We start from the raw sequence: 25,623 nt of genomic DNA on the forward strand, positions 1-25,623 counted from the left end.
GTTACTCACGACCCGATCCTGTCGCTCAGCCGGTGAAGCACGTACCCACGAACCAGCCGTTCACGACAAGTCGACCAGCGCAAACCGCCTCTAAGCTGCGGTAGGCATATGCGACTAGCCGCTGGTCCTAAACAGACTGCGACCGAGGTTGGTCAACTCATCTTCGGGCGTGTCTGACTGCGCAGTGCCTCGATGGCGAGATTGAGGGCTACGACATCCGGCGCCTGCTTGCCCCACTCCTTCCAGAAGTCCCGCGTCGCGCTGTCGGGGGTGATGAGCGGCTTGTCAAGGCGAATCCGCGAAGGGAGAAGAACCGCGTCACCGAGCATCAAGGCCTCGCCAGTATCCAGCAGCGGAAGAATGCTGGTGAGTCCCGCTAAGGAGTCCGGCATCAGGCGTTTGATTACGGCCTGGTCCGTGTCGTTTGTCAGGCGGAGGGAAAGGAAGTTGTTGCACTGGCTCAGGATGGTCTTGCTGACATCCGAAGGGCGCTGGCTAACCACCAGCAACGAGAACCCGTACTTCCGGCCTTCCTTCGCAATGCGCTCGAACGCGCCAAGCGCCTGACGCTGCACAGCGTCGGCATCGTCGCGGACAGGGAGGTACAGATGCGCCTCGTCGCAAAGCAACGTAATCGGCGTGCGCTTCGCGGGGTCCATCCAGAACTGAACGTCATAAAGCAGCCGCGCGAGCGTGCCGGTGACGACTGGCAGCACATCGGACGGCACTTCGGAAAAGTCAATCACTTTGATGCCGTCACCACCGTTTGAGCCTAGCAGTTGGGCGACCTGCGCCGCAAGCCAGCCATACGTGTTGACCTCCGCAGGCGGCGTGAACATGAAGCCGTAGCGACGATCATCCAGCTTCGCTTCGAGGCGAGAGATGAACCGGGTGAGCTTGTCTTCCCACTCGCCCTTGACCGGCCCAGTCTTTCCTTGGCCTTTGGTCGTGTTGTCAAGCTCGAGCAGGGCAACGAGGTCATTGATTTGGTACGGAACCGGCGAATCGACAGTGAAGGTCTTTACGATCTCGGGCTTGTTCTCGGCCTCAAGGGTCTTCTGCTTCAACGTCCTGACGTGCAGCGTGAACCGCGATGCTTGGTTAGGTGCGTTCTGGTCACTGCGGTCAAGAATCATTGACAGCATCTCGTCTCGGTTGAGCAGCCAGTACGGGAGGAACAGTGCGTCATCGCCAGGCTTCTCCAGGTCCCCTGGGCCGGCAATCCGGAGCCGCTGCGCGAAGCCTCCCTCCTTCTTGTCGGCCAGAGGGGCGTACTCACCATGCATGTCAAACACGATGATGTTGGGGAACTTGAGTTTGGCCGCCCGCTCCAGAATCAAGGCAACCGCGTAGCTCTTGCCCGACCCAGTGCTGCCAAGAATTGCAGCGTGCCGTTGAAAGAACTTGTCGCCACTGACGATGGCTTCTGCACTCCTGTCGGCAACGAACACGCCCAGCTTCAGACGCTCGTTCTCGGGGAAGTCTGCGCCGAGGATTCCCATGAAGCGCTGAAGGTTCGCGGCATCAACAACGTAGCACTCGCGGTCGATTTGGGGGAAGCTGTCAGCGCCACGCTTGAAAGTGTTCTTCTTGTCACCATCAACGGTTCGGAAGGTTCCGATCAAGGCACCTCGCACGAGGTCGGTCGGCACAGACACAAGCTCCGAGTCTTCGCCATCTTCTGGCAGATCACTCGCCAGTTCGTCGCGCAAGCTCCTGGTAACGCGCTCGGTCACAGCGATCAGGTACTCCCGCTCCGTGCTCCCGCGAACGGCGATCAGATTCCCGATTCCAATTCGCGTGAGGAGCACGGAGTTCGAGACATCGATGCTGACGCGACTTGTATCCACGGCAGCAACCTTGCCGAGAAGGTCGACCTCCGTGAATTGCAGGGCAGCAGAGGTGTCATTCATGGCTCAAGAACCTCATCGATGAGTGAATTCACATCCCAGAGAGCGAGCCCCGGGACGAACTGCTGCGCCCTGTTGATGGTCAGCCGCGCTCCTGGAACGCCGGCCTCTACATGGTGCTCCAGTGCAGTGACGTTTGCATTGGCTTGAGCCAATGCTGCAGCATTTGGGGTAAGGGTCCGCGAAAGCATGAGAGTTGGCGTTCCGCCCTTGATCGAGGGAGTCAGGTGCGTCTCCAGGTGGTCGTCATTGAATCCGTAGCCAAGGAACAGGAACCTACTGGCTCGGTCAATCGCCTCGTTCGCCTTGGCCCGATGATGATCGAACGGGCTCTCGTAGCCGTTGCGAAACTTGTTCTGCCCGGGAGTGATGATCAGGCGCCTTGCGCCGGGCAGGTCGCTTGCACAGCACACCGGCTTACCTCCCCGCAGATACCAATCAAGGCTGCCGTGCGGTTTGCAGACCAGAGCCCGAGGCCTGTAGTGGTAGGTGAACTTCGGCTTCTTGTAGGTGACGTTCCGACAGAAGCTCAGCTTGCTCTCGCGTTCGTTGAGAGAGCCGGCGAATCGACCAACGAACATCGTGTCGGCACCAAGCCCTGCCTCTTCGACAGCGAACTCGACCAGCCGGTCGTAGTTCGTCGTCACGATGGGTAGGCCAGATGACGGCTTGAGCATGTGACCAAGAAGTCGGGTCAGACGCAGCTGCCTCTCGCCATTGAAAACCGAGGCAAGAACCAGCCGCTCCCGCTCGGCGATCATTGCGCCTGTGACGGTCGATATGGCCGACTCAAGTGCCGGCGTCGGTGCCTTTGCCTGCAGAGCGGCTTCCAACCCTTTCGTCTTGATGAGCGGAAGTATCTCTTCCCAGGCAGCCAGATCGGCCGCACCCAGACCGGCGCCGATGCTGGCGCACAAGTGATCCGCTAGGGAAGGTCTGCACAACTACGTGCCGATCCGAATAGCCTGACCGCCCTGCGCCAGGGATGATCACGCTCATGAAGCAGCTCGGACTTGGCCTGAACCTGTCGACGAAGAAGACCCGAAAGCGCGAGTTCCTCGAAGAGATGGAACGCGTGGTGCCGTGGTCGGCGCTGATGCAGGTGGTGGAGCCGTACTACCCCAAGGCCAAGACCGGACGGCCGCCGTTTCCCATCGAGACCATGCTGCGAGTTCACTACCTGCAGCAATGGTTCGCGCTGTCCGACCCGGCGATGGAAGAGGCGCTGCACGACATGCCCGTCTTCCGTGAGTTCGCTCGTTTGGGCGAAGGTGTCGAGCGATTGCCCGACGAGACCACCATCCTGAGGTTTCGGCACCTGCTGGAGAAGCACGATTTGGCCACCGACATGCTGCGGGTGGTCAACGACATCCTCCAGGCCAAGGGCCTGATGATGAAGAAGGGCACCGTCGTCGACGCCACCTTGATCGCCGCGCCGAGTTCGACCAAGAACGCCGAGGGCGAGCGGGACCCCGAGATGAAGCAGGCCAAGAAGGGCAACCAGTGGTACTTCGGCATGAAGGCCCACATCGGCGTGGACGCGCACTCCGGCTTGGTGCACAGCGTCGTGGGCACGGCCGCCAGCGTCAACGACGTGACGCAGGCCGGCGCACTGCTGCACGGTGACGAGGAGGTCGCCTTTGGAGACGCGGGCTACCAAGGCGTGCACAAGCGCATCGAAGCCCAGGGGCCGCAGTGGCACGTGGCCATGCGGCCAGGGTTGCGGCGCAAGCTCAACCCGTTCATCGCGCCGCACTTCGAGGCGCTGAGCCTGGAGAAGTGGAAGGCAAGCATCCGGGCCAAGGTCGAGCATCCGTTCCGGGTAATCAAGCGGCAGTTCGGCTACACAAAGGTTCGCTACCGAGGATTGGCCAAGAACACGGCGCAGATCGCCACGCTCTTCGCGCTGTCAAACCTGTGGATGGCGAGGCGGCAGCTGATCGGAGCGCAGGGATGAGTGCGTCCGCGGTGCCTTGCAGGGGCCTGCGGAGCGCTGCAGCAGGCCCAACCGGGGCCTCGAAGACGCCGCGAATCGCCTCGGTGCAGCCAGACGGCGCTTGACGATCATCGAATCGGCTCGACGGGCGCATCGCATCGCGTTGTGCAGACCTTCCCTAGCTCGCCCATCCCGGGTAACCCTTCCGCACAAGAAAGGCCTGACCCAATGACGGTAACCAGACCGTCGCTAAGGTGGCCTTGCAGATGCCTCTTGATGTCATCCAGCGTCATGGGTAGCGCGCTACAGCGTCATCGTGTCCACGATCCTAACGTCCAAAGAATCGACCAGCCGTTCCAATAGCAGCCACACTGTTCCGACCGCTCCTGGCCGGGTCCTGCCCGTCGCGGCAGTGCCAAGCGGCAGATCCTCAACTTACGGGTACGCCAGGAACCCCGTTTTGCCACGCCTGCAGTGCGTGTCATATGACTGCTCTCCGAGCATGAGGTGAAGACCCGAACCCGGCCAGGAGCGGTCGTTGGTGAAGGACTGCTTGCGAGCCTGATACGTTGGCCTGTTGTCTTGGCTTCCTTCCAAGGCGACGGGTGATCAACAAGAGCTGTGTGTGTTTCTTCGACCCAACCGCAGTGCGTACACTGCGTCGTGCTAGGCGATACCGGACGTCGGGGTAGAGGCGTTCGACTATCGAGGCTTATGAAATCACAAGGTTGCGGGGGTAATTGGGGTCGAGCTCGTGCGACGTCCCGGAGCAAGCGCGCTGCGCAGCGACGCATGGTCTCGGGTTCTGGGTCTTCTCCGGCCTGTGGATCTACACCTTAGAACGGACACGACCGGCGTGTCATGGATAAGCAATGACGGCTGCAACACCCCGACTTTTGAAAAAGCAAGCTCGAACCATAGAGTACGGGCTCAAACAGCTGGCCAGCGCAAAGTCGTTTATTCCCATCACTTCGATCCACGACTTCAAGAAGGTGCCGTTCGGTCACGAATTGCAGTTGTCCGATCATCGAATGGCGCTGCTGAGCAAGCATGGGATGCAGCAGGTCCGGCTCATTGTGCGGACGCTTCAAGAGGCGGATCCATTCGGTGGCTTGGCCGACTACGCGGACATATGGGGTGCTTGCTGGAAGACGCTTGAGGCCCTAGTGGCCCAGCGCCAGATGGCTGACAGCGCGGGAGAGTGGCTCGACTTGGTCACGGAGAAAATTACGCCACAGCTCCAGTCGCGCCAGTTCATCGTGCCCTTCGTGGGCATTGAGTTCAAAGGAATCGACGAACTTGTATTGAGGTCGATGAGGCTCGTTCGCCCTTCGGTGAGCCACTTAGACAAAGCGGGCGTGGACCATACTTGGGCCGAGATCGCTAAGGTAGTCGAACGAAACCAGAGCCGCGAGCTGTGGCTGTGTGGCGGAGCCAGGGGCACACAGCGTGTTGCCGAGAAGAAATTTCGAACATGTGCAGACCTGGTTGCTGGGCTACTTGCAACCGCCGCGGCTGTAGTGTTGGAAGACGGCGCAGCCCGCATTTTTGTCAGTCCGAATATGTCTGGGCACGACTCACACGGCGACGCAACCTGGTTCTCGTGGTGCGAGCCAAGCGACAACTTCACGCTCCATCGTAGTGGTATTCGCGGCGTGCCATTCGAGATCGGCGAAGGCCTGCGCGACCAGCTAATCGAGGCTAGTCCACTGAATCAGAAAAATTGGTGGTGTCGACGGTTCGGGTTGTCGTACTTCCACTTGATCGGCTTGGGGCTCTTGTTGTGCTCGCGGATGTAGCGCATGAGCTTCTTGTCCAGGTCCTTGACGGAGGTGAAGATGCCCCGGCTGATGACGTCGCGCTGGATGCGGGAGAACCAGTTCTCAACTTGGTTGAGCCAGGACGAATAGGTCGGCGTGAAGTGGATCTGGACGTTGCCGTGCTTGGCCAGGAAGGCTTGAACCAGCTCAGTCTTGTGGCTGCTGACGTTGTCGCAGATGACATGGATCTCGCGGCCTTGGGGTTGGCTGGCGACCACGTCGCCCAGGAAGCCGACGAACTGCTCGCTCGTGTGGCGCGGCGCGGTCATGCCCAGCACCTCGCCAGTGGCGGTGTTCAGCGCGGCGAACAGGCTCAAGGTTCCGTTGCGCTTGTATTCGAAGCCATGGCTCTCGGCCCGGCCAGGAGCCAACGGCAGCATCCGGTCTTTGCGGTCGAGGGCCTGGATGGCCGTCTTCTCGTCGACGCAGAACACGGCAGCGTGCGCAGGCGGGTTGAGGTACAGCCCGATCACGTCAGCGGCCTTGGCTTCGAAGTCCGGATCGTTGGAAACAAGGTGCCGTTCCAGGCGGTGCGGCTGAAGGCCGTGCTTGCGCCAGATGCGCTGCACGGCGGAGAACGAGACATCGCCCAGCTCGGCCGCCAGCTTGCGGCTGCTCCAGTGCGTGGAGCCGTCCTTGGGTTTGTGCTTCAGGGTCTTGTTCAGCACCCGGGCTTCCAGCTTGGCCACTGGCCTTACGGGAGCGCGACCAGGGTGCAGCGATACCAGCCCGGCCAGCCCCTGAAGCTCGAAGGCCTTTGTCCAGCGCGTGACGAAGGCATCGTTGCAGGCCAGCTTGGCTCGGATGTCCACCCGGCGCTCGCCATCAGCCCACAGCAGCACGCAGCGCGCCCGCCGAGCCAGCGCCGCGCTACCACTGCGCTTGCGGATCACCGCCTCCAGATCCGCGCGATCGTCGTCCGTCAATGTCATCCTGTGCATGTCCTTCAAGATGAAGCATACACAGCCGATTTCAAGGATTCAGTGGACTAGTGTCGTTGGCACTGCCATGCGGATCTTCGAAAGTGAGGCGAGAACTGCGCTCGAAGAGTCGATTGCCCGCGGATTCCATTGGTTCGCGGACGCTCACCGCGATCCCGTGCCCGTTATGCAGTTCGTGAAGTACTGGAGTTGCATCGAGACCTTCTTTGCCATCGATCAGGACGACATCACCAGATCGCTGTCGATCGGAGTGGCAGCTGTCCTTGTGTTCGGCGGATATGAGTTCGTGGCACGCGAGCAGTATGGCAGTCTGAAGAAGCGAGTGGCGGCACTCTATGCAATGCGGTCACAGGCGGTCCATCGAGCATCGCGTAATCACATCGCCGAACGGGACGTCGGCGAGCTCAGTAGGTACGCGGCACAGCTGCTGATTAATATGGTTTCGTTTGTTGAAGACGGATACCGGGAGCCCGGCGAGATCAAGCAACACTGCTTGCGCCTAGACGGACGTAGCCGGGGAGCAGCGGCTGCTGGTGCGGCATGACGTCGCGTTATGGGTCGATCTGCTCGGGCTCCGGCGCTCGACACGGACCGGACTTGGCCGGAAGCCTACATGCGATCACAGATTGGCTTGCGCTGTGCGCTCCCAAATGTGGTGAGCCCGTACAGTCATAAGCCGCTTTTCGCGCCTTTGTCGCTTCCACTGCTGCCGACTATCTACGCCCTCTGTATTGGAGCGTACGTCGCAGGCATGTCCAGGTCCGCGCGGCGGATTTAGAGCGACCAATTCAAGTCTGTTGATGTCGCCGATGGGTCGGGAGTGCCGGTGCGCGGACGATCACAGCGGTCGTTGGATTACCGCCGAGACCATGGCGGCGTGCGGCTGACCGGCCAGGAAGCCGGATCGGGCATCAGAGGAACGGATCCGCGCAAGCCTGCTTTAGGCCAAAGGCCGTCGATCACCGGTCGAAGCTGAGCGGCCGCAGCCAGTCTTGAACTGACGTTCGGCCCACCCCCGAGGACCCACCATCCCGGGGCAACCGCCCGCCCCTACCCGCCTGCCCAGCCGCCCGCCTCCTCCCACGCGCAGCAGGGCAAACACACCCTTGGCAACCCCGCCCCGCCCACCCCACAATGCCCCGGCTTTGCGCCAGCCCCGCCGGCGCGCCCACTACCGCAAGCACCCATGCAAAACGCCCTCGTCGGCAAGCGCGTCCTCATCACGCAGTGCACCGAATTCATGGGGCCCGTGCTGTGCGAGGTGTTCGCGGAACAAGGCGCCACCGTGGTCGCGAGTGCCGAGTCCTTGAGCGAGCCTGAGGCCGCTGCGCGCGTGGTGCAGCAGGCCGGCGCCATCGATGTGCTGGTCGCCAACCTGGCCCATTTGGCCCCCAGCACGCCCGCCACCGAGGTGGGTGAGGACGAGTGGCGCCAGGTGTTTGCCGCGCTGGTCGATCCGCTGCCGCGCCTGGTGGCGGCGGCTGCGCCGGCCATGCTGGCGCGGGGCTCGGGCAAGGTGCTGGTCATCGGCAGTGCGGCGGCGCTGCGGGGCATGAAGCGCGCTTCCACCTACAGCGCGGCCCGCGGGGCCCAGCTGGCCTATGTGCAGGCCGTGGGGGTGGAGTTGGCGCCGCGCCAGGTGCAGGTGAACGCCATCGCGCAGAACTTCGTCGACAACCCCACCTACTTCCCGGCCGAGGTGCAGGCCAACCCGCGCTTTCAGGAGCGGCTGGCGCGGGAGGTGCCGCTCGGCCGGTTGGTGGCGGCGCGCGAAGATGCGCTGCTGGCCGCCTACCTGTGCAGCGACGCGGCCGATTGCTTCGTGGGCCAGGTGTTCCCGGTCAGCGGCGGCTGGGCGGTTCGCTGAGCGGCCGCCGGCCATCTTTCGCCGTCAGGCCAGCAGTTCCACGCTGTAGTACAGCCGCCGCAACGCCGGATCGGGGTTGGCCTTGCCGCGGCGAACCTCGTCCATGAACAGCGCGATGAAGCGCTGCGCCGCCAGGCTGGGCGCCTCCTGCGCGCGGCGGATGACACCCACGGTGCGCGGGTCGAAGCGCTCGCGCAGTGGCAACGCGGCCAGCTCACCGCGCAGCTCGCCGGTTTCCAGCAGCGGCCACGGGCAGAAGGTGAGGAAGTCGGTCTGGCGCACCAGCGTCAGCATCAGCGAAGCCGACTGCGCCAGGTGGATGCGCTCACGCGGCACCGGCGCGCCATGCGCGCCGAAGAGCTGGTGCATCAGCGCTGCTTCACCGGCGGTGTCGAAGTTCAGCAGCCAGTCGCTGTCCAGCAGGTCGTGCACGCTGGTGGCGCCGGCGTTGGGGTGGCCGCGGCGGCCGGCCACGATGGCCTCGTAGCTGAACAGCGGCGTGGCCTGCAGGCCTTCCATCTCCTCCGGGGCGCCGATGCGGCCGATCATCATCGACAGCTCGCCCGAGCGCAGCCGCGGGTAGGCCAGGGCAGAGAAACCGTCGAACAGCTCCAGCTGCACCTGCGGCATGGCCGCCCTGAAGGCCACCAGCACCGGCGCCAGCAGGGCCTGCGCCACCCAGGGCGTGATGCCCAACGACAGCCGCTCGACCGCGCCGCGCTGGCGGTGCAGGGCGATGTCGGCTTCGGCCTGCTGCAGCTGCTGCACGATGCGTTGGGCATGGGCCAGCAGGTCGCGCCCGGCCTCGTTCAGCACCGCCGCACCGCCACTGCGGTGGAACAGGCTCAGGCCGCAGTCGGCCTCCAGTTCACGCAGGCCCTGGGTGACGGTGGCCGGCGCCACCCTCAGCGCCCGCGCCGCGGCGCGCACGCTGCCGTGGGCTTCCACGGCCACGAGGTAGCGGATCTGGTGCAGCTTCATCGGCGCGAATTATCCCGGTGGGCCGGTGCCCGCCACGCCCCGGCTTGGCGCGCACAGGGCCGTGTCCAGCCTGCGGCGCACCGGCGCTGGGCCGCGCTGCCTGCGTGTGGTGCCACAAGGCAGGCAGGGCTGACCGGTGGCAGGCGGTGCCTGCCTCCCCATCGGTGAGCGAGCTGCCTACGCTGGCAGCTCCGGGTCGAGCGACCCCTGCATGGCGAGCCTCACGCCGCCCCTTCGTCCATGAGCCTGTCCTGCTGCCCCACCAGCCCCTTCAGCGCGCTGACCGATGCCGAACTGCCCGAGCCGCACGCCGCCGTGCCACCCAGCGTATGGGCCTTGATGCCCGAGATGGTGGCGCTGCGCCACCACCTGCATGCCCATCCCGAGCTGGCGTTCGAAGAGCGGGCCACCAGCCAGGTGGTGGCCGACTGCCTGGCCCAATGGGGCTATGAAGTGCACCGCGGCCTGGGCCGCACCGGCGTGGTGGGCACGCTGCGCCGCGGCAGCGGCCCGCGCCGGCTGGGCCTGCGCGCCGACATGGACGCGCTGCCCATCGCCGAAGCCACCGGCCTGCCCTACGCCAGCCGCCATGCCGGCCGCATGCACGCCTGCGGCCACGATGGGCACACCGCCATCCTGCTGGCCGCGGCCCGGCACATCGCCGAGCAGCAGCACTTCGACGGCACCTTGCACCTGATCTTCCAGCCGGCCGAAGAAGGCCTGGGCGGGGGCCGCGAGATGGTGGCCGACGGCCTGTTCGAGCGCTTTCCTTGTGATGCAGTGTTCGCGCTGCACAACATGCCAGGCCATCCGGTGGGCAGCTTCGGCTTTCGCGAGGGGCCTTTCATGGCCTCGTCCGACACCGTGATCATCGACGTGCACGGCCGGGGCGGCCACGGCTCGGCACCGCACCTGGCGGCCGACCCGGTGGTGGCCGCTGCACACATCATCGTCGCGCTGCAGACCATCGTCAGCCGCCAGACCGATCCGCGCGACATGGCCGTCGTCAGCGTCGGTGCCATCCACGCGGGCGACGCACCCAACGTCATTCCGGCCCATGTGCAGATGAAGCTGACCGTGCGCGCCCAGCGCCCCGAGGTGCGGGCGGCGCTGCGTGAACGCATCACCGCGCTGGTGCAGGCGCAGGCGCAGACCCTGGGCGTGCGGGCCGAGGTGGACTACCACTGGCGCTACCCGGCGCTGGTCAACCACCCGGGCTGGACGCGCTTTGCGCGCGACGTGGCCCGCGACTGGCTGGGCGAAGAAGGCCTGATGCCCGACCTGCAGCCGTTGACCGGCAGCGAGGACTTCAGCTTCATGCTCGAAGCCTGCCCCGGCGCCTACCTGCTGGTGGGCAACGGCGTGGGCGAGGCGCATGGCCAGGGCGGTTGCATGGTGCACAACCCCGGCTACGACTTCAACGACGCCGCGCTGCCACTGGCCGCCACCTACTGGACGCGGCTGGTGCAGCGCTTCCTGGTGAACCAGCCGCTGCCGGCCTGAGAACCCTTTCGTCTTCCCCTGTCGAACCCAGCCGCCCTGCCACTGCCATGACCCACCTCACTGCTTCCTTGTCTTCACTGGCCTTGCGCCGCCGTCAGCTGTTGACCCTGGCTGCGGCCGGCGTGGCCCTGCCCGCGGCACGAGCCGCCGCCTGGCCCGAACGGCCCATCCGGTTGATGGTGGGCTACCCGCCCGGGGGCTCGGTGGACGTGACCGCACGGCAGCTGGCCGAAGTGCTGGGCCCCAAGCTCAAGACCACGCTGGTGATCGAGAACCTGGGCGGCGCCGCTGGCGCGCTGGGCGCGCAGCGCGTGGCCACCAGCCCGGCCGATGGCTACACGTTGCTGCTGGGCAGCAGCAACGAGCTGGCGGCCACCGGCGTGCTCAACCGCGCGCAGCGCTACGACCCGCTCAAGGACTTCACGCCCATCGGCCTGGTGTCCAAGGCGCCGGTGCTGCTGGTGGCCGGGCCCAAGGCGGGCGTGAAGACGCTGGCCGAGCTGGTGGACACCGTCAAGCGACAGCCGGGCAAGTACAGCTATGGGTCATCGGGCGTGGGCTCCACGCTGCACTTTGCCGGTGAGCTGATGAAGCAGCGCGCCGGGCTGTTCATGACGCACATCCCCTACCGAGGCGTGGCGCCGCTGACCAACGACCTGGTCGGCGGTGCCATCGAGCTGGCGATGCTGTCGGTGCCGGGCGCGCTGCCCTTTCTGCAGAACGGCCGGCTCACGGCGCTGGGTGTCACCGGCGACCAGCGCCTGAAGACGCTGCCGCAGGTGCCCACGCTGGCCGAGCATCCGCTGCTCAAGGGTTATGAGATGAGCGGCTGGTTCGCCCTGGTCGGCCCCAAGGGCCTGCCCGCCGACGTGAGCAGCCGGCTGCAAGCCGCGCTGCAGGAGGCGCTGGCCGACGCGACGCTGCGCCAGCGCATGGAAGACATGGGCTCTTACGCGGCCAGCCCGCGTGACGACCTGACCACTCTGATCCGCGACGACGTGGCGCGCTTCACCAAGCTGGCGGACTACGCCAGGATGCGCGAGTGACGACGGCCACCCCCCTATGATCGGCGGGCATTCGGAGCACCGCCTTGCCTCACTTCACCCTGCAGTACAGCGCCAACCTCGAGCACCTGGAGGTCGGGCGCTGCCTGGCCGCCGTCAATGCGGCGCTGGCGGATTCGGGCCACTTCCAGGAGGTGGACATCAAGAGCCGGGCCTTCAAGGCCGACCACTTCCGTGTGGGCGTGCAGGCCGAAGGCCGCGCCTTCGTGGCGGGCCAGCTGGCGGTGCTCACGGGCCGAACGGACGACACCCGGCGCGAGCTGGGGGAAATCGCCCTCAAGGCCTTGTTGTCCTGCCTGCCGGCGGCGCCAGGGCTGCACATCCAGGTCTCGGTGGAGGTGGTGGAAATGCAGCGCGACATCTACGCCAAGGCGGTGCTGGCGCCGCGTTGACATGCCAGCGCCCGGCGCCCACCGCAGCACGGTTGCCGCCACGGCACTGCCGGGCGTGTTCGTCACCACGACCGACAGCGCGCGCAGTTTTCCGCGCCACTGGCACGGCGGCTACGGCCTGGGCCTGGTGGACCGCGGCGCGCAGAAGTCGGCCAGCGGCCGCGGCATGGTCGAGGCTTTTGCGGGGCAGTGCATCACCCACAACCCGGGCGAGGTGCATGACGGCACCCCTATCGGCGACGCCGGCCGGCGCTGGCGCATGTTCCACATCGAGCCGGCCGCCCTGGCCCGCCTGCTGGGCCTGACGCAGGCCGCCAGCCTGGAGTGGCATGCGCCGGTCATCGACGCAGCAGCGCTGCGCGTGACGCTGGATCAGGCCTTTGCAGCCGCTGAAGCGGCATCGGGTGCGGCACCGCACGCCGGCGCCGCGGCCCCGGCCTTGCTGGAAGAGGGCCTGGTGCTGGCCTTCGGCCGCAGCTTTGAACGTACCCCGGCACCGCGACCGGCCCGGGCCGACGAAGGCCACCTGACCCGGGTGGTCGAGCGCCTGGCCGACGACCTGGCGCAGGCGCCCACGCTGGATGAACTGGCGGCCTTGGCAGGCACCACCCGGTATACGCTGGTGCGGCAGTTCGGCCGCCGGCATGGTTTGCCGCCCATGGCCTGGGGGCAGCAGTGGCGGCTGCAGCGTGCGCGCGACCGCATGGCCGCCGGCTGGTCGCTGGCCGACACCGCGATGGCCTGCGGCTTCAGCGACCAGAGCCACCTGACGCGTGTCTTCACCCGCCAGTTCGGCTACACCCCCGGGGCCTGGCGCAGGGCCGTGGGCCGCAGCCACCCGGGCGCGCAATAACGTTCTAGATCGGCGGCGGCGCAGGCGACATCCTGCGGGCATGTCGACCTCCAGTCCTCCTTCTTCTTCCACCCCGGGCGGCCGCGCGCCGCTGTGGGGCCCCGTGCTGTGCGGTGCCGCCATGGCCACGGTGGGCACATCGGTGGTGGCCAGCAAGCTCATCGGCGTGCAGATCGAACCTTTTGCCGCCACCGCGCTGCGGCACCTGCTGGCCTTGCCGGTGCTGCTGCTGCTGTGTGTGCTCTTTCGCCCGGCATGGCCCCGGCCTGACCGGCGCGATGCGTGGATCCTGCTGATGCAGGCCGCATCGGGCAGCGTGGGCTACACCGCGTTGCTGATCGCCGGCACCGCCATGGTCAGCGCGGCCGATGCCGGCGTGGTGACCGGCACGCTGCCCGCCATGGCGGCCCTGTTTGCGATCGTGATCCTGGGTGAGCGGCCCGGCGTCGCCGCGCTGCTGGGCATTGCGCTGGCCACCGCCGGGGTGCTGCTGCTGTCGGCGGGTGTGGGTGCGGGCCAGGGCAAGCAGCTGCCGCATCGCGGCCTGGGCATCGGGCTGGTGACGGCGGCCGTGGCTTGCGAAGTCATCTTCATCCTGGGGCAGCGCCGGCTGCGCAGCACCATCGAACCGCTGGCCATGGCCACCTTGATGTCGGCGGGCGGCCTGCTGCTGTCGTTGCCGGCCGCTGCCGTCGCCTGGGCGCTCGGGTCGCCGCGTCCTGCGCTCGGTGCATCGGGCCAGTGGTCGGCGCTGGCCGCGATCGCCTGGTACGCCTGGGTGCCCACCGTCATCGGCTTCTGGCTCTGGTACGCGGGTGCCCGCCGGGCCACGGCCACACAAGCTGCGCTGTCCACCGCCTGGCTGCCTGTGGTGGCGGTCATCGGGGCTGCCGCCGTGCTGGGTGAGGCGCTCACCCCCACGCAGCTGATGGCGCTGGGTCTGGTGCTGGCGGGTGCGCTCGTGGGCGCAAGACCGCCTCACCAGCCGCTGGAGCCCGGCCCGCCCTTGAACGGCCCCACCAGTTCGGGCGTCACCCAGCCGCCGTAGAAGCCGCCGGGCTGGGGCGTCACCGGCTGGCCGCCGACGCGGCAGTCCAGGCCTTCGGCGTAGAAGGCCACGCAATCGGCAATGGCCTCGGCGCCGGCCAGCGGTTGCGGGTAGCTCCAGGCGATGCGGTCGAGCCGGCGGCCCTCGTGCACCAGGCTCCAGTACTGGGCCGGGCCCTTCCATTCGCAGAACGAGCTGCCGTCGGCCCGCTGCAGCAGGCTGCGGTCCACGTCGGCCCAGGGGATGTAGAAGCTGGGCGGGTGCGAGGTTTCCAGCAGCCGGATGGCCCGGTGCGTGCGTGCCACCGGCAGGCCGTGCCAGTGGATGGTCACCTCGCGCGCATCGGGCACCAGCGCGGGCGGGCGCGGGTAGTCCCACACCGATTCCTGGCCGGGGCCGGGCTCGGCCGCAAAGGCAGGGCGGCGTGCGCCGCGCCAGGTCCAGTGGTCGCGGGCGGCGGCCAGCCAGGCGGGCAGCTGGTCTGCAGGTACCTGGCTCATCGCGACATGCGCCCGGTTCAGGGCTTCGGCGGCGCCGCGTTCACCGCGGTGGCTGCAGCCTTCTGCTTGCGCTTCTTGCCCTCGTCATAGTGCCACTTGATGGCGAAGAACATGCCCGTGCCGAAAACGGTGAGCTTGAAGATGACGAGGAAGATCGGAACCCATTCCATGGCGGGGGTGCTCGCAGCTTGCGGGTGATGCGGTGTCACCCGATTATCGATCCGGCCCACCAGCCCCAGGCGCAGGGCCGCAGGTGCGGGGCCTGTCAGCAGCTGGCGCCCGAGGCCAGGGTCTGCAGTTCGTCGGGCCGCAGGATGCGGATCTCGCGATGGTCCACGGCCACCACGCCGTCCTTGCGCAGCTTGGCGAAGGTGCGGCTCACGGTCTCGATGGTCATGCCCAGGTAGTTGCCGATCTCTTCGCGGCTCATGCGCAGCAGCATGTCGGCCGGGGCAAAGCCGCGGGCCTGCAGCCGCTTGGCCAGGCTCAGCAGAAAGGCGGCCAGCCGCTGCTCGGCGCGCATGCCGCCCAGCATCAGCATCACGCCCTGCTCACGCACGATCTCGCGGCTCATCACCCGGTGCACGCGGCGCTGCAGCTCGGCCGACTGGCGCGAGGCGTCTTCCAGTTCGGCGAAGGGGATGACGCAGATCTGCGAATCTTCCAGCGCGCTGGCGGTGGCGCTGTGCGCACCGGTGCCGATGCCGTCCATGCCCAGCAGCTCGCCGGTGGTCTGAAAGCCGGTGATCTGCTCACGCCCCTCGGCGGTGGTGATGCTGGTCTTGAAAAAGCCCGCTCGCACCGCGAACAGCGCGGTGAAACGGTCACCGGCGCTGAAGGCCGCGGCGCCACGCAGCACCGGGCGGCGCTCGCTGATGGCGTCGTCCAGCCGCGCCATGTCTTCGGCCGACAGGCCCACCGGCAGGCACAGCTCGCGCAGGTTGCAGTGCGAGCAGGCCACCTGCGCGCGTGAACTCGAGGCTGTGGACATGGCTTGCTCCGGGGACGACGACAACAAGGCCGAGCGTAACGCGCCCCGGGTCAGGCCCACCAGCGGGATTGCGCCGTGAATCCGCCGGTGTTGCCTGCCTGGCCCCGCCTTACTCGCGCACCCGCGTCACCACCAGGGCCGGGTCGGCGGCGATCTCCGCCTCGGTGAACGGCACGCGCAGCCATTGCCCGGCGGCATAGCGGCGGGTGTAGTCGGCATGGTGGGGCGAAGCCGGGTCGTCCGACAGCGAGAAGGTGAGGAAGGTGTGCGCCTGCACACCACCGGGCTGGAAGGCCACGATCTGCATGTAGCTGTTGCCGTTCGGGTCTTCGTCCATCGAATAGCCGCCCTGCTCGATGCGCTTTTCGGAGCAGGCAATGGTGAAGTAGCCGTTGGCGCCGCAGCCACCGAAGAGGCCGATGCGCTCGCCGTTGCGGGTGGCGAACAGCACCTGGCTGCGCGGCGCATCCACCGCAAAGCCGCTTTGCTGCACCCGGTAAACCGCCGCGGCAAAGGCCTGGCGCAGCGCGGTGGGGTCGGTGGTGTTCAGCCCGCGCGGTGTGTTCAGCGGATCGGCTGCGCTGAAGGGCACCGTGTACAGCTGCGCCGCCGGCAGGCGCTGGGCGCGGTTCATGAACTCGTCCCACACGTGGGTGCCGCGGGCATCGGCCGTGCCGCGGCCGTTCCAGGCGGCCAGGGTGCTGCAGGCCAGCGCCACGTCCACGTTCACCGCCGGGCTGATGGCGGTGCCGGTCAGCGGGTCGGCCGAGAGGGTGATGGGCGCGGCCGGGCTGCCGCTGCACACCGCGGCCAGTGCCGCGTCCTTGAACAGCTCGGCGGTCAGCACCCGGCTGTCCAGCGTCATCTGCTGCAGCACCTCGGGCGTGGCCTTGTTGCCGGCGTAACCGTCGGTGCCGGCCAGCCGGCGCTGCACCATCAGGTGGCCCAGGCGCGTGCGCAGCGACTGGGCCTGCGTGCCCGCCGGGCCGATGATGTCAGGGTAGCCCGTCAGCGGTTCGGTGGGGTTGGCCAGCCAGTAGCTGTCGTTCATGTTGGCCACGTAGTCGCGCCGCAGCAGCGAAGGCATGCGCGAGGCACCGATGGCCCCGGGCTGGCGCGAGTCGGCATCGGTCTGCCAGTCGCAGGCGGCGCGTGAGCCGTCGAAGAACGGCACGCGCGGCAGCGCCGACGCCACCGCCTGGCCAAAGGGCGTGGTGCAGCTGGCCACCTGCTGCGGCGAGACATTGGGCATGGCACCGATGTCGGCATACCAGGCCCGTGCGTCGCCGCGGCCCACCGCCACGGTGTTAACCCAGGGAATGGCCGCTTCCTCGCGCTGGATCTGCGCAAACGCCTCCAGCGATTCGGCCTGCGACCAGCGCATCCAGTTGCGGAAGGTGCGGTAGTTGCCGGCGTTGATGTCGCGGATGGCAAAGGCGGTGCTGCCCGTCCAGGCCAGCGCCGGATTGAGCGAGGCCAGGTTGACCAGCGGCCCGTACTCCGAGGTGTAGAGCGTGCGCGTCACCTCGCTCAGCGTGCCGTCGGCGCCCAGGCTTTGCACGGTGATGCTGCGCGCCGTCATCGGCACCCGCACGCCGTCCTTCAGGTAGGCCGTGGGTTCACCCGAAGCCAGCGTGAGCTGGAAGAAGCCGAAGCGCCGCGCGGTGCTGACGGTGTGGCTCCAGGCCACGTTGTCGTTGAAGCCGATCAGCACCAGCGGCACGCCCAGGAACGAGGCACCGCTGACGTTGAGCTTGCCCGGGATGGTGAGCTGCGCCTGGTAGAAGCGGTCGGGCCCGCGCCAGTACCAGTGCGGGTTGCCCAGCAGCAGGGGCACATCGCTGGCATCGGCCCCGAAGCCATACATGTTGCTGCCCACGCCTTCCTCACCACCCACCTGCAACGGCAGCTGCGCAAATGCCCGCGCAATGGCCTGGCGCTGCTGGCGGCTCAGGGCCGCCACGCGGGCCGGCGCCGCCGCAGGCGCGGCGGCGGCCGGTGCCAGCGCATTGGCGATCTGCGGCACGAAGTTGCTGTAGCCCCCCGCGAAGTTGGTGGCGTACAGCCGGCGGTAGACGTCGTCGGTGGTGGCGGGCTGCAACCAGCCTGCGCTGGCACAGGCGGCATGCCCGCTGGCCTTGCCGGCCTTCAGGTCGGCCACCTGGCGGTTGTAGCCGGCCACGAAGCCTTCGATCAACGTGGCCACGTCGGCGGGCTGGGCGCCGCGGAAGGCCGCCACCGCCTCGGCCGACAGCACGTGGCGATGGAAGAAGTCGGCGTCCAGGTTGCGCGGCCGGCCGGCGGTGCCGCTGCTGCTCAGCAACGCATCGGGGCCGAACCAGCGCGCGCGTTCGCCCCGGTAGGTGACGAAGCTTTCGGCGATGGTGCACAGGTTGTCCTGCGCCTGCGCCAGCCCGAAGCCGTAGCCCAGGCTGCCCCAGTCGTCGGCCTTGATGTGCGGCACGCCCATGGTGGTGCGGCGGATCTCGGCGCTGTAGCGCGCGTTGTCGTCGCCGCCCCCACCGCCGAAGCAGCCGGCCAGCAGGCCCAGGGCCGTGAACAGCAGCAGGCCGGGAACGGCATGCGAACGATGTGGCGCCACGTACTTCTCCCGCTTCATGTTCGGTGTTCGCGCCGGCAGCGGCCGGCAGCGCCAGGGCATGCTAAGCAAAAGCAGGCGCCTGCGATGTTGGTAGTGACGCGGGGGTGGCCCTGATGCCAAAGCCCGGCGTTAGAGTGCGCCGATGAGCTGGATGGAGCACCGACTGCTGCAGATGCTGCCCCGTGCATCGGCCGCCCTGCGGCGGCAACTGGTCGCACGGGTGCAATCCGTGACCCTGGACAAGGGCCAGCTGCTGCTGCCGGCCGGCACACGCTGGCAGCACCTGTGGTGGGTGGAGCAGGGGGCGCTGCGGCTGTACTACCTCGACCGGCAAGGCGCCGAGGCCAACAAGAACTTCATGCTGGAAGGCCAGTGCCTGTGGCCGGTGACGCCGCGGCTGCGGGACGAGCCGGCCGACTTCTTCATCGCCGCGCTGGAGCCCACCCGCGTGCACGCACTGGCGATGGCCGATGCACAGGCTGTGCTGGCCGATGAGCCCGACTGGGTGGCGCTGCAGCTGCAGGCCCTGCAGCAGCTGCTGGACGAGAAGCTGTGGCGCGAGCACCTGTTCCTGCAGTGCACGCCGGCCCAGCGCTACCTGGCCTTGCGCGCCGCCCGGCCACAGTGGTGCCAGCGCCTGCCGCTGCGCCACCAGGCGGCCTGGCTGGGCATCACCGATGTGTCCTTGTCGCGGCTGCGCAAGCGGCTGGGCCTGTTGGACGAAGGCAAGCCGCCGGCCGGCCCTTAACCGCTGTTAAGGCGGCCTGAGGCGCGCGCGGCCACAGTGCCGGCATGCGCAACAAGCTCCTGCATGCCGCCCGCTGGTCCCTGGCCTTCCAGGTGATGGCCGTGTTCAACCTGGGCTGGATGGCCGGCTTCTTTGCCACCTACAGCGGCAACGTGAGCCTGGCCTTGCAGGGCCTGGACGGGCCCACCTATGCCTTGGTGCAGTCGGCACTCAACCGGCATGTGCGCCATGCCGCCTTTTTCGCCAGCTTCTTCCTGCCGCCGCTGTGGTGCCTGCTGGCCTTGCTGCCTGCGTGGCGGGGGCGTGGTGCCTGGGGCGGATGCCTGCTGGTGGCCGGGCTGCTGTATGCCGCCGGCATCGTGCTGTTCACGCGGCAGGTGAACCTGCCGCTGAACGCCTACACCGAGTCGTGGTCGCTGCAGCAGTTGCCGGCCGACTGGGCGCTGGTACGCGCACGCTGGAACCTGGCCAACCATGCCCGCACCGCGGTCAGTGCGCTGGCCTTTCTGCTGGCCATCGCGTCGTTGGCCTGCCGCCGGGCCGCCCCAAGGGACTGAACGGCCGCCTTGGGGGTAGCGAGCGCAGCGAGCTTGGGGGCGACATCAGTCCCGCCGGGCCGCCCCAAGGGACTGAACGGCCCCCCCGGGGGGTAGCGAGCGCAGCGAGCTTGGGGGCTAGTTTCACTCTGCGGTGATGCCGCGTGCCTTGACGATGCCGCGGAACAGCCGGGTTTCGGCCTGCACCACGCCGCGGTAGGCCGCGGGTGTCAGCGGCACCGCGTCGGCGCCCAGTTCGGTGAAGCGGCGCTGCGTTTCTGGCAGGGCCAGCGCCTTGTTCAGCTCGCGGTTGAACAGTTCCACCGCCGCCGCCGGCAGCCCGGCCGGGGCATAGACGCCGAAGCGGGTGTCGGCCACCACGTCGGCATAGCCCAGCTCTTCGAAGGTGGGGATGGTCGGTGCGCTGCTGCTGCGCTGGCGGCTGGCCACGGCCAGCACCTTGAGCTTGCCCGCCTTCATCGAAGGCAGCACCGTGCCGGGCGCGAAGGCGAAGTCCACCTGCCCGGCCATCACGTCCTGGATGGCCGGGGCCGCGCCGCGGTAAGGCACGTGGGCGGCCGTGATGCCGGCCGCCTGCTTGAACAGCTCGCCGGCCAGGTGCGGCGTGGTGCCCACTCCGGCCGAACCGTAGCTCAGCGTGTCGGGGTGGGCCTTGGCATGGGCCACCAGGTCCTTGAGCGTGTTCACCGGCAGGCCGGGCCGCGCGATGAGGAACAGCAGCGAGTTGGCCAGCTGGCCCACCGGCTGCAGGTCCTTGTCGAAGTCCACCGGCATGCGGGCGAACATCGCGGGGTTGACCGATTCGGTGGTGGAGGTGGTCACCAGCAGGCTGTGGCCGTCCTTGCCGTTGGCCACCACCTCGCTGGCCGCCAGGTTGCCGGCAGCGCCGGCCCGGTTGTCCACGACCAGGGTCTGGCCCAGCGCCGCCGCCAGCGTGGGCTGCACCACGCGGCACATCACGTCGGCCAGCCCGCCGGGCGGAAAGGCCACCACCAGCCGCAAGGACTTGTGCGGCCAGGCCGCTGACTGGGCCCAGGCGGGCAGGGCGGTGGCCAGGCCCGCCAGCAGCAGCTGGCGGCGTGGCAAGGCGGGCAGGTCGCGGCACATGGGCATCCCCGAGGTCGGCTAAAGGCCATTCCATGGTGCGCAAGCAGCCAAGCCATGGCTATCCAGCTCCCGCAGCGGCTGTCCGCTTTGCGCCGGGTTGGCCGGCCCCGGCGCGTACGATGCACGTGCCGCCCGAACAACTGCATGCTCACGTACCGCCCCGCCACCCTAGAAGACGCTGCCGCCGTCGCAGCGCTGCTGCGCCCACTGGCCGAAGCCTTTGTGCTTGATCCTGCATCGGAGGAAGCGGCGCCTTTCTGGGCTTCCGTGGACGCAGGAGCGCAGCGCGGCTACATCGCCTCCGGCCGCTACCGCTACACGCTGGCGGTGGCAGCCGATGGCGCACTGGCCGGCTTCATCGCCTTGCGCGATGGGCGGCACCTGTTCCACCTGTTCGTGGCACCGGTCTGGCAAGGGCAGGGCCTGGCCACTCGGCTGTGGCGGCAGGCCCTGGCGGCAGACGAGGCGGTTGCCGCAGCGGGCGGCGGCGCGCCCGTGGTCTTCACCGTCAATGCCTCGCTGCCGGCGGTGGGCTTCTATCGGCGCCTGGGGTTCATGCCGGTTGGCGCAGCCGTGGCTGCCCATGGCATTGGATTTCAGCCGATGCGGCTGAGCCTGCCGCCTGCATGAGATCGGCCTGCGGCGCCAGCAGGCCGCGGATGGTCTGCACCGTGTCGTCCCACGACATGCGCCAGACGGTCTTGAGCATGGCGGTCACGCGGCGTTCACGCGCCTCGGCGGTCTCGTTCAGCGCGGCCTCGCAGGCGGCCACGAACTGCTGCGGCGAGTGGGCCACGCGCACCACGTTGCCATACAGCACCTGCACGTCGTGCACCGCGGTGCTGACCACCGGCCTTTCTCCGGCCATGTATTCCAGCGTCTTGGTGGGGCTGATGAAGCGCGTGGACTCGTTGAGCGCAAAGGGCAGCAGGCACACGTCCCATTGCGCCACCAGGTAGGGCAGCACCGCATAGGGCTGCATGCCCACCCAGTGCAGGTTGGGCCGTTGCGGCAGGCTGGCCGGGTCGATCTTGACCACCGGGCCCGCCATCACCCACTGCCAGTCGGGCCGGGCATCGGCCAGATGGGCCAGCAGGCCGATGTCCAGGCGCTCGTCGATCACGCCGTAGAAGCCCAGCCTGGGTGCTTGAATGCCGGCATGCAGCTGGCGGGCGGTTTCGGCCTCGGCACTGGCGGGCAGCAGCCGTGCGGGTGCAAAGTGGGCCGGGTCCACCGCGCTGGGCAGGCAATGCACATTGGGGTGCCGGTGCCGCCGCGCCTCGTACAGCGAAGGGCCGCCGGTCAGCACCAGGTCGGCACGCTGCATCAGCGCCGCTTCGCGCTGGCGCAACGCCGCCGGGGCGCCGCGGAAGGCCGACAGCTCGTCCATGCAGTCGTACACCACCGCGGCTGGTGACAGGGCGGCCAGCAAGGGCAGGGCCATCGGCGTGTAGAACCAGACGACCGGCTGCGTGATGCCCTCGGCTGCCAGCCAGGCCTGCAGCAGCGGCTGCAGCACCGGCAGCTGCGCGTCGTCGAAGCCCGGCGCCGCGATGCCGGTCACCGGCACCAGCACCTCCACGCCGGGCATGGCCTCGCGCCGCTCCAGGCGGGGCGGGCCATCACCGGGCATCGGCTCTTCGACGAAGACGACGCGCCAGTCACGCGCCAGGCGCGACAGCAGCTGCTGCGGGCGCTGGAAGACAAAGCCCCAACGCAGATGGGAGAACACGAGAAGGGTGGGCATGTCGGCTTTCCGAGGTTGGGGGAGTTGAAGCTGGCAGCGGCGCAGCGCGGCCAGGTAGGCGGGGTGGGGCACCCGCTGCCAGCAGGGTGCCGCGGGCGTGGGCGGCACCACGTCGAAAAGGCCGCTGCGGTGCCACTCGCGCGGCTGGGTCCAATCGGGGCGGTCGACCAGCGGGTACAGGCACAGCCCCAGCAGCGGCACGCCGGCGCGCAGCGCGGCGGCGGCCTGTTCGCTCATGTCCTGCAGCCACTCGGCGCGGCCTTCGCCCACGTGGCTGGTCTCGGCCACCATCAGCGGGCGGCCGTAACGTTCCCAGGCGTCCTGCAGCAGCAGGGCGGGCGGGCGACGGCGCGGGTCCCGCAGGTGCCAGGCCAGGCGGGTCTCGGTGCCCACTTCCCACTGGCCGCTGTGGTAGTGGTTCACGCCCAGCAGGTCCAGGCAGTCGGGGCGGCCGCCCAGCTCAGGCTCCAGGCGGCCGGCGATCAAGTCCCACACCTGCCACTGGTAGTCGGCCACCTGGCGGGCCAGCGGTGCCAGCTCGGGCTGGTCTTGCGGCGCCACCACATGCACCAGCGGTTCCACCTGCAGGAAGCGGCAGCGGGGATCCACCGCGCGCATCGCCGCCATCGCGGCCAGGCTGGCGCGCACCAGCCGGCGCTTGACCTCGTAGCCGCTGCGCAGCGTGCCTTGCCCTTCCTCCGGCAGGCCGGCGCGTGGCGGCCAGACCAGGCGGGTTTCAGACACCGCCCAGGCCAGGAAGCCGATTTCGTTGATCGGCGTGTACACCGGGGCCTCCAGCGCAAACGGAGCCAGCACACGTGCCACTTCGGACGCAAAGCGCGGCAGGCGCTCGATGAGGTGGTCGTCGAACAGATCCACGCCGGGCGGCGTGCCGTAGTGCATCACCGTCCACAGCACCTGCAGGCCATGGCGTCGGGCCGCCTCGGCCCTGCGCAGCACGCGGCTGAAGTCGTAGCGGCCGGGCTCGGGCTCGCACAGGCGCCAGCCGATGCTCTCGCGCACGGTGCGCAGGCCCAGCGCAGCGGCGGCGGCGTAGTCCTCCTCCAGCTGCTGCAGATGGCCATTGGCCATGGCCATGTCCTGCGGCACCTGCAGGCCGTTGACGTGGTCGGCCCCTTCGTAGCCACCCATCCAGAACGAGCGGAAGAGCAGGTCGGGCTGGGGGGCAGGCAACGGTGAGGCAGGCGCAAGCATCTGCGGCCCGGAGGGCAAGGCGCATGCCGTGCCGTGCCGGCGCCGGGAACACGCCTTGCCCGCCCCGACGGTCAAACACGCAGGAGCCAGGGATGGACAAAGCCACCAAGCAGATCGAACTCATGGCCGCGCAGGCGCCCCCGGGCAGCGAGGGCTTTGACTACCTCATCGTCGGTGCCGGCTTTGCGGGCAGCGTGCTGGCCGAGCGGCTGGCCAGCCAGCTCAACGCCCGCGTGCTCATCGTCGACAAACGCCCCCACATCGGCGGCAATGCCTACGACTGCTACGACGATGCGGGTGTGCTGATCCATCCCTACGGGCCGCACATCTTCCACACCAACTCGGCGGACATCTTCGAGTACCTGTCGCGCTTCACCGAGTGGCGGCCCTACCAGCACCGCGTGCTGGCCAGCGTCGACGGCCAGCAGCTGCCCGTCCCCATCAACCTGGACACGGTGAACCGGCTCTACGGCATGAACCTCACCTCGTTCGAGATGAAGGAGTGGCTGCAGACCGTGGCGGAGCCCTGCGACGAGGTGCGCACCTCGGAAGACGTGGTGGTGAGCACGCTGGGCCGCGACCTGTACAACAAGTTCTTCCGCGGCTACACGCGCAAGCAGTGGGGCCTGGACCCTTCGGAGCTGGACGCCAGCGTGACCGCGCGCGTGCCGCTGCGCACCAACCGCGACGACCGCTACTTCGCCGACACCTTCCAGGCCATGCCCCGGCACGGCTACACCCGCATGTTCCAGAACATGCTGGCGCACCCCAACATCAAGGTGATGCTGAACACCGACTACCGCGAGGTGGTGAACATGCTGCCGTGGCAGCACATGGTCTACACCGGGCCCATCGATGCCTTCTTCAACCATCGCCACGGCAGGCTGCCCTATCGCAGCCTGCGCTTCGAGCATGTGACGATGCCGCGCGAGCAGTTCCAGCCGGTGGGCACGGTCAACCACCCGAACGAATACGGTTTCACCCGCGTCAGCGAGTTCAAGCACCTCACCGGCCAGCAGCACGCCTGCACATCCGTGGTGTACGAATACCCCTGCGCCGAGGGCGACCCCTACTACCCGGTGCCGCGCGAGGAGAACGCCGCCCTCTACCGCCGCTATCAGGAGGAGGCCGACGCACTGGACCACGTGACCTTCGTCGGCCGCCTGGCCACCTACCGCTACTACAACATGGACCAGGTGGTGGGCCAGTCGCTGGCTGCGTTCAAGCGGCTGAAGGTCCGCCACGAGGCGGCCACGCAGACGGTGGCGGAACAAGCCATGGAGCCGGTGACGCCATGACCCACATCATGCTGATCCGCCATGCCGAGAAGCCGGAGGACGAGGCCGACACCGGCCTCAGTTTGCGCGGCTGGCAGCGTGCCGGGGCCCTGGTGCGCTTTTTCGCGCCCATCGACGCCGGCGCGGTGCGCAAGCACGTGGAACAGCCCGGCCATGTGTTCGCGGCGCGGCCCACCGACGAGCACACCAGCCCGCGGCCGCGGCTCACCGTGGAGCCGCTGGCCGAGGAGCTGGGCCTGCAGGTGGACGAGCGCTTCAGCGCCAGCGAGCCGGTGGCCCATGTGGCCCAGGTGCTGCGGCTGCTGACCGGCCCGGTGGTGGTGAGCTGGCGCCATGACGAGCTGCCCGCACTGGCCAATGCGCTGCTGGGCCGCGAAGAAGCGCCGCTGCGCTGGCCCGACCACCGCTACGACCTGGTGTGGGTGATCCATGCCACCAGCAGCGGCTGGTCGTTCACGCAGGTGCCGCAGCGGCTGCTGCCGGGCGATGCCACGCAGGGCATCGCGCGACGGCTGCGCACCGCCCCTTCCCCCGGCTGATGCC

The 25,623-nt window shown here is 68.0% G+C and carries 24 protein-coding genes; 14 read left to right on the forward strand and 10 right to left on the reverse strand.

What is annotated here, in order from left to right:
* Positions 1-152: 152 nt before the first annotated feature.
* Positions 153-1,913: an ATP-binding protein gene (locus MW290_RS08160; RefSeq protein ID WP_250194182.1), complete on the reverse strand. Its 1,761-nt coding sequence runs from the start codon at positions 1,911-1,913 to the stop codon at positions 153-155.
* A complete protein-coding gene (locus tag MW290_RS08165) occupies positions 1,910-2,827 on the reverse strand; it encodes an SIR2 family protein (protein WP_250194183.1) in 918 nt (305 codons plus the stop codon). The genes MW290_RS08160 and MW290_RS08165 overlap by 4 nt, the downstream gene beginning before the upstream one ends.
* Before the next feature lie 80 nt (positions 2,828-2,907).
* Here MW290_RS08165 and MW290_RS08170 point away from each other — a divergent pair, with 80 nt between their 5' ends.
* Both MW290_RS08170 and MW290_RS08175 read left to right on the forward strand, forming a co-directional pair.
* Positions 2,908-3,867 (forward strand): IS5 family transposase, encoded by a 960-nt coding sequence (locus MW290_RS08170; RefSeq protein ID WP_250194184.1) that lies wholly within the window; start codon positions 2,908-2,910, stop codon positions 3,865-3,867.
* An 851-nt stretch (positions 3,868-4,718) separates the two neighbouring features.
* The gene (locus tag MW290_RS08175) at positions 4,719-5,645 is read left to right on the forward strand and encodes a hypothetical protein (RefSeq protein WP_250194185.1); all 927 of its coding nucleotides are present in this window, start codon (positions 4,719-4,721) and stop codon (positions 5,643-5,645) included.
* Here MW290_RS08175 and MW290_RS08180 read toward each other — a convergent pair.
* On the reverse strand, positions 5,561-6,607 hold the full coding sequence (locus MW290_RS08180; protein WP_250194186.1) for an IS630 family transposase: 1,047 nt from the start codon (positions 6,605-6,607) through the stop codon (positions 5,561-5,563). The two genes, MW290_RS08175 and MW290_RS08180, sit on opposite strands and share 85 nt — an antisense overlap.
* Here MW290_RS08180 and MW290_RS08185 point away from each other — a divergent pair.
* Both MW290_RS08185 and MW290_RS08190 read left to right on the forward strand, forming a co-directional pair.
* Complete coding sequence (locus tag MW290_RS08185) at positions 6,606-7,151, forward strand: HEPN domain-containing protein (protein WP_250194187.1); 546 nt, start codon at positions 6,606-6,608, stop codon at positions 7,149-7,151. The genes MW290_RS08180 and MW290_RS08185 overlap by 2 nt on opposite strands.
* 642 nt (positions 7,152-7,793) lie before the next feature.
* Positions 7,794-8,474: an SDR family oxidoreductase gene (locus MW290_RS08190; protein WP_250194188.1), complete on the forward strand. Its 681-nt coding sequence runs from the start codon at positions 7,794-7,796 to the stop codon at positions 8,472-8,474.
* Positions 8,475-8,498: 24 nt separating this feature from the next.
* Here the strand turns inward: MW290_RS08190 and MW290_RS08195 are convergent, their stop codons facing one another.
* Positions 8,499-9,455, reverse strand: coding sequence for a LysR family transcriptional regulator (locus MW290_RS08195; RefSeq protein ID WP_250194189.1), 957 nt, complete (start codon positions 9,453-9,455; stop codon positions 8,499-8,501).
* Positions 9,456-9,794: 339 nt separating this feature from the next.
* On the opposite strand from MW290_RS08195, the gene MW290_RS08200 reads away from it, so the two are divergent.
* From MW290_RS08200 to MW290_RS08220, 5 genes are read left to right on the forward strand one after another with little or no spacing between them, the layout of a single operon-like run.
* Entirely contained in the window at positions 9,795-10,958 is a 1,164-nt protein-coding gene (locus MW290_RS08200; RefSeq protein ID WP_250196623.1) for a M20 aminoacylase family protein, read from the forward strand.
* A gap of 47 nt (positions 10,959-11,005) precedes the next feature.
* A complete protein-coding gene (locus tag MW290_RS08205; protein ID WP_250194190.1) occupies positions 11,006-12,004 on the forward strand; it encodes a Bug family tripartite tricarboxylate transporter substrate binding protein in 999 nt (332 codons plus the stop codon).
* Positions 12,005-12,048: 44 nt separating this feature from the next.
* Positions 12,049-12,414, forward strand: a complete 366-nt coding sequence (locus MW290_RS08210) for a 5-carboxymethyl-2-hydroxymuconate Delta-isomerase (protein ID WP_250194191.1) — start codon at positions 12,049-12,051, stop codon at positions 12,412-12,414.
* Between the two features lies 1 nt (position 12,415).
* Positions 12,416-13,267, forward strand: coding sequence for a helix-turn-helix transcriptional regulator (locus MW290_RS08215; protein ID WP_250194192.1), 852 nt, complete (start codon positions 12,416-12,418; stop codon positions 13,265-13,267).
* A 40-nt stretch (positions 13,268-13,307) separates the two neighbouring features.
* Positions 13,308-14,315 carry a DMT family transporter gene (locus MW290_RS08220; protein ID WP_250194193.1) on the forward strand — a complete coding sequence of 336 codons (1,008 nt, stop codon included), beginning with the start codon at positions 13,308-13,310 and terminating at the stop codon, positions 14,313-14,315.
* Here MW290_RS08220 and MW290_RS08225 read toward each other — a convergent pair.
* The 4 genes from MW290_RS08225 to MW290_RS08240 all read right to left on the reverse strand — a co-directional run bounded on the left by MW290_RS08225 (position 14,246) and on the right by MW290_RS08240 (position 18,426).
* Complete coding sequence (locus MW290_RS08225) at positions 14,246-14,815, reverse strand: DUF427 domain-containing protein (protein WP_250194194.1); 570 nt, start codon at positions 14,813-14,815, stop codon at positions 14,246-14,248. The two genes, MW290_RS08220 and MW290_RS08225, sit on opposite strands and share 70 nt — an antisense overlap.
* Before the next feature lie 17 nt (positions 14,816-14,832).
* Positions 14,833-14,985: a hypothetical protein gene (locus MW290_RS08230; protein ID WP_250196704.1), complete on the reverse strand. Its 153-nt coding sequence runs from the start codon at positions 14,983-14,985 to the stop codon at positions 14,833-14,835.
* 95 nt (positions 14,986-15,080) lie between these two features.
* Positions 15,081-15,806 (reverse strand): fumarate/nitrate reduction transcriptional regulator Fnr, encoded by a 726-nt coding sequence (gene fnr / locus MW290_RS08235; protein WP_250194195.1) that lies wholly within the window; start codon positions 15,804-15,806, stop codon positions 15,081-15,083.
* Positions 15,807-15,915: 109 nt separating this feature from the next.
* On the reverse strand, positions 15,916-18,426 hold the full coding sequence (locus tag MW290_RS08240) for a penicillin acylase family protein (protein WP_375142728.1): 2,511 nt from the start codon (positions 18,424-18,426) through the stop codon (positions 15,916-15,918).
* Positions 18,427-18,550: 124 nt separating this feature from the next.
* On the opposite strand from MW290_RS08240, the gene MW290_RS08245 reads away from it, so the two are divergent.
* Together MW290_RS08245 and MW290_RS08250 are read left to right on the forward strand one after the other, a co-directional pair.
* Positions 18,551-19,156 carry a Crp/Fnr family transcriptional regulator gene (locus MW290_RS08245; protein WP_250194196.1) on the forward strand — a complete coding sequence of 202 codons (606 nt, stop codon included), beginning with the start codon at positions 18,551-18,553 and terminating at the stop codon, positions 19,154-19,156.
* A gap of 44 nt (positions 19,157-19,200) precedes the next feature.
* A complete protein-coding gene (locus MW290_RS08250) occupies positions 19,201-19,713 on the forward strand; it encodes an anthrone oxygenase family protein (RefSeq protein ID WP_250194197.1) in 513 nt (170 codons plus the stop codon).
* 123 nt (positions 19,714-19,836) lie between these two features.
* Here the strand turns inward: MW290_RS08250 and MW290_RS08255 are convergent, their stop codons facing one another.
* Positions 19,837-20,820, reverse strand: coding sequence for a Bug family tripartite tricarboxylate transporter substrate binding protein (locus MW290_RS08255; protein ID WP_250194198.1), 984 nt, complete (start codon positions 20,818-20,820; stop codon positions 19,837-19,839).
* Between the two features lie 54 nt (positions 20,821-20,874).
* On the opposite strand from MW290_RS08255, the gene MW290_RS08260 reads away from it, so the two are divergent.
* Complete coding sequence (locus MW290_RS08260) at positions 20,875-21,450, forward strand: GNAT family N-acetyltransferase (RefSeq protein ID WP_250194199.1); 576 nt, start codon at positions 20,875-20,877, stop codon at positions 21,448-21,450.
* On the opposite strand, the gene MW290_RS08265 is transcribed toward MW290_RS08260, so the two are convergent.
* A complete protein-coding gene (locus tag MW290_RS08265; RefSeq protein WP_250194200.1) occupies positions 21,374-23,761 on the reverse strand; it encodes a glycosyltransferase in 2,388 nt (795 codons plus the stop codon). The genes MW290_RS08260 and MW290_RS08265 overlap by 77 nt on opposite strands.
* A gap of 143 nt (positions 23,762-23,904) precedes the next feature.
* Between MW290_RS08265 and glf the strand changes: the two genes are divergently transcribed.
* Together glf and MW290_RS08275 are read left to right on the forward strand one after the other, a co-directional pair.
* Positions 23,905-25,080: a UDP-galactopyranose mutase gene (gene glf / locus MW290_RS08270; RefSeq protein ID WP_250196625.1), complete on the forward strand. Its 1,176-nt coding sequence runs from the start codon at positions 23,905-23,907 to the stop codon at positions 25,078-25,080.
* Complete coding sequence (locus MW290_RS08275; protein WP_250194201.1) at positions 25,077-25,619, forward strand: histidine phosphatase family protein; 543 nt, start codon at positions 25,077-25,079, stop codon at positions 25,617-25,619. The genes glf and MW290_RS08275 overlap by 4 nt, the downstream gene beginning before the upstream one ends.
* Positions 25,620-25,623 lie beyond the last annotated feature (4 nt).

The sequence above is a fragment of the Aquincola tertiaricarbonis genome (assembly GCF_023573145.1).
GTDB lineage: Bacteria > Pseudomonadota > Gammaproteobacteria > Burkholderiales > Burkholderiaceae_C > Aquincola > Aquincola tertiaricarbonis_B.

Coding starts and splice junctions, on each gene's coding strand:
- MW290_RS08205 (WP_250194190.1), top strand. CDS start 11,006: ATGACCCACCTCACTGCTTCCTTGTCTTCACTGGCCTTGCGCCGCCGT.
- MW290_RS08220 (WP_250194193.1), top strand. CDS start 13,308: ATGTCGACCTCCAGTCCTCCTTCTTCTTCCACCCCGGGCGGCCGCGCG.
- MW290_RS08190 (WP_250194188.1), top strand. CDS start 7,794: ATGCAAAACGCCCTCGTCGGCAAGCGCGTCCTCATCACGCAGTGCACC.
- MW290_RS08260 (WP_250194199.1), top strand. CDS start 20,875: ATGGCTATCCAGCTCCCGCAGCGGCTGTCCGCTTTGCGCCGGGTTGGC.
- MW290_RS08230 (WP_250196704.1), bottom strand. CDS start 14,985: ATGGAATGGGTTCCGATCTTCCTCGTCATCTTCAAGCTCACCGTTTTC.
- MW290_RS08275 (WP_250194201.1), top strand. CDS start 25,077: ATGACCCACATCATGCTGATCCGCCATGCCGAGAAGCCGGAGGACGAG.
- glf (WP_250196625.1), top strand. CDS start 23,905: ATGGCCGCGCAGGCGCCCCCGGGCAGCGAGGGCTTTGACTACCTCATC.
- fnr (WP_250194195.1), bottom strand. CDS start 15,806: ATGTCCACAGCCTCGAGTTCACGCGCGCAGGTGGCCTGCTCGCACTGC.
- MW290_RS08200 (WP_250196623.1), top strand. CDS start 9,795: ATGCCCGAGATGGTGGCGCTGCGCCACCACCTGCATGCCCATCCCGAG.
- MW290_RS08240 (WP_375142728.1), bottom strand. CDS start 18,426: ATGAAGCGGGAGAAGTACGTGGCGCCACATCGTTCGCATGCCGTTCCC.
- MW290_RS08215 (WP_250194192.1), top strand. CDS start 12,416: ATGCCAGCGCCCGGCGCCCACCGCAGCACGGTTGCCGCCACGGCACTG.
- MW290_RS08170 (WP_250194184.1), top strand. CDS start 2,908: ATGAAGCAGCTCGGACTTGGCCTGAACCTGTCGACGAAGAAGACCCGA.
- MW290_RS08245 (WP_250194196.1), top strand. CDS start 18,551: ATGAGCTGGATGGAGCACCGACTGCTGCAGATGCTGCCCCGTGCATCG.
- MW290_RS08225 (WP_250194194.1), bottom strand. CDS start 14,815: ATGAGCCAGGTACCTGCAGACCAGCTGCCCGCCTGGCTGGCCGCCGCC.
- MW290_RS08255 (WP_250194198.1), bottom strand. CDS start 20,820: ATGTGCCGCGACCTGCCCGCCTTGCCACGCCGCCAGCTGCTGCTGGCG.
- MW290_RS08160 (WP_250194182.1), bottom strand. CDS start 1,913: ATGAATGACACCTCTGCTGCCCTGCAATTCACGGAGGTCGACCTTCTC.
- MW290_RS08175 (WP_250194185.1), top strand. CDS start 4,719: ATGACGGCTGCAACACCCCGACTTTTGAAAAAGCAAGCTCGAACCATA.
- MW290_RS08185 (WP_250194187.1), top strand. CDS start 6,606: ATGTCCTTCAAGATGAAGCATACACAGCCGATTTCAAGGATTCAGTGG.
- MW290_RS08250 (WP_250194197.1), top strand. CDS start 19,201: ATGCGCAACAAGCTCCTGCATGCCGCCCGCTGGTCCCTGGCCTTCCAG.
- MW290_RS08180 (WP_250194186.1), bottom strand. CDS start 6,607: ATGCACAGGATGACATTGACGGACGACGATCGCGCGGATCTGGAGGCG.
- MW290_RS08195 (WP_250194189.1), bottom strand. CDS start 9,455: ATGAAGCTGCACCAGATCCGCTACCTCGTGGCCGTGGAAGCCCACGGC.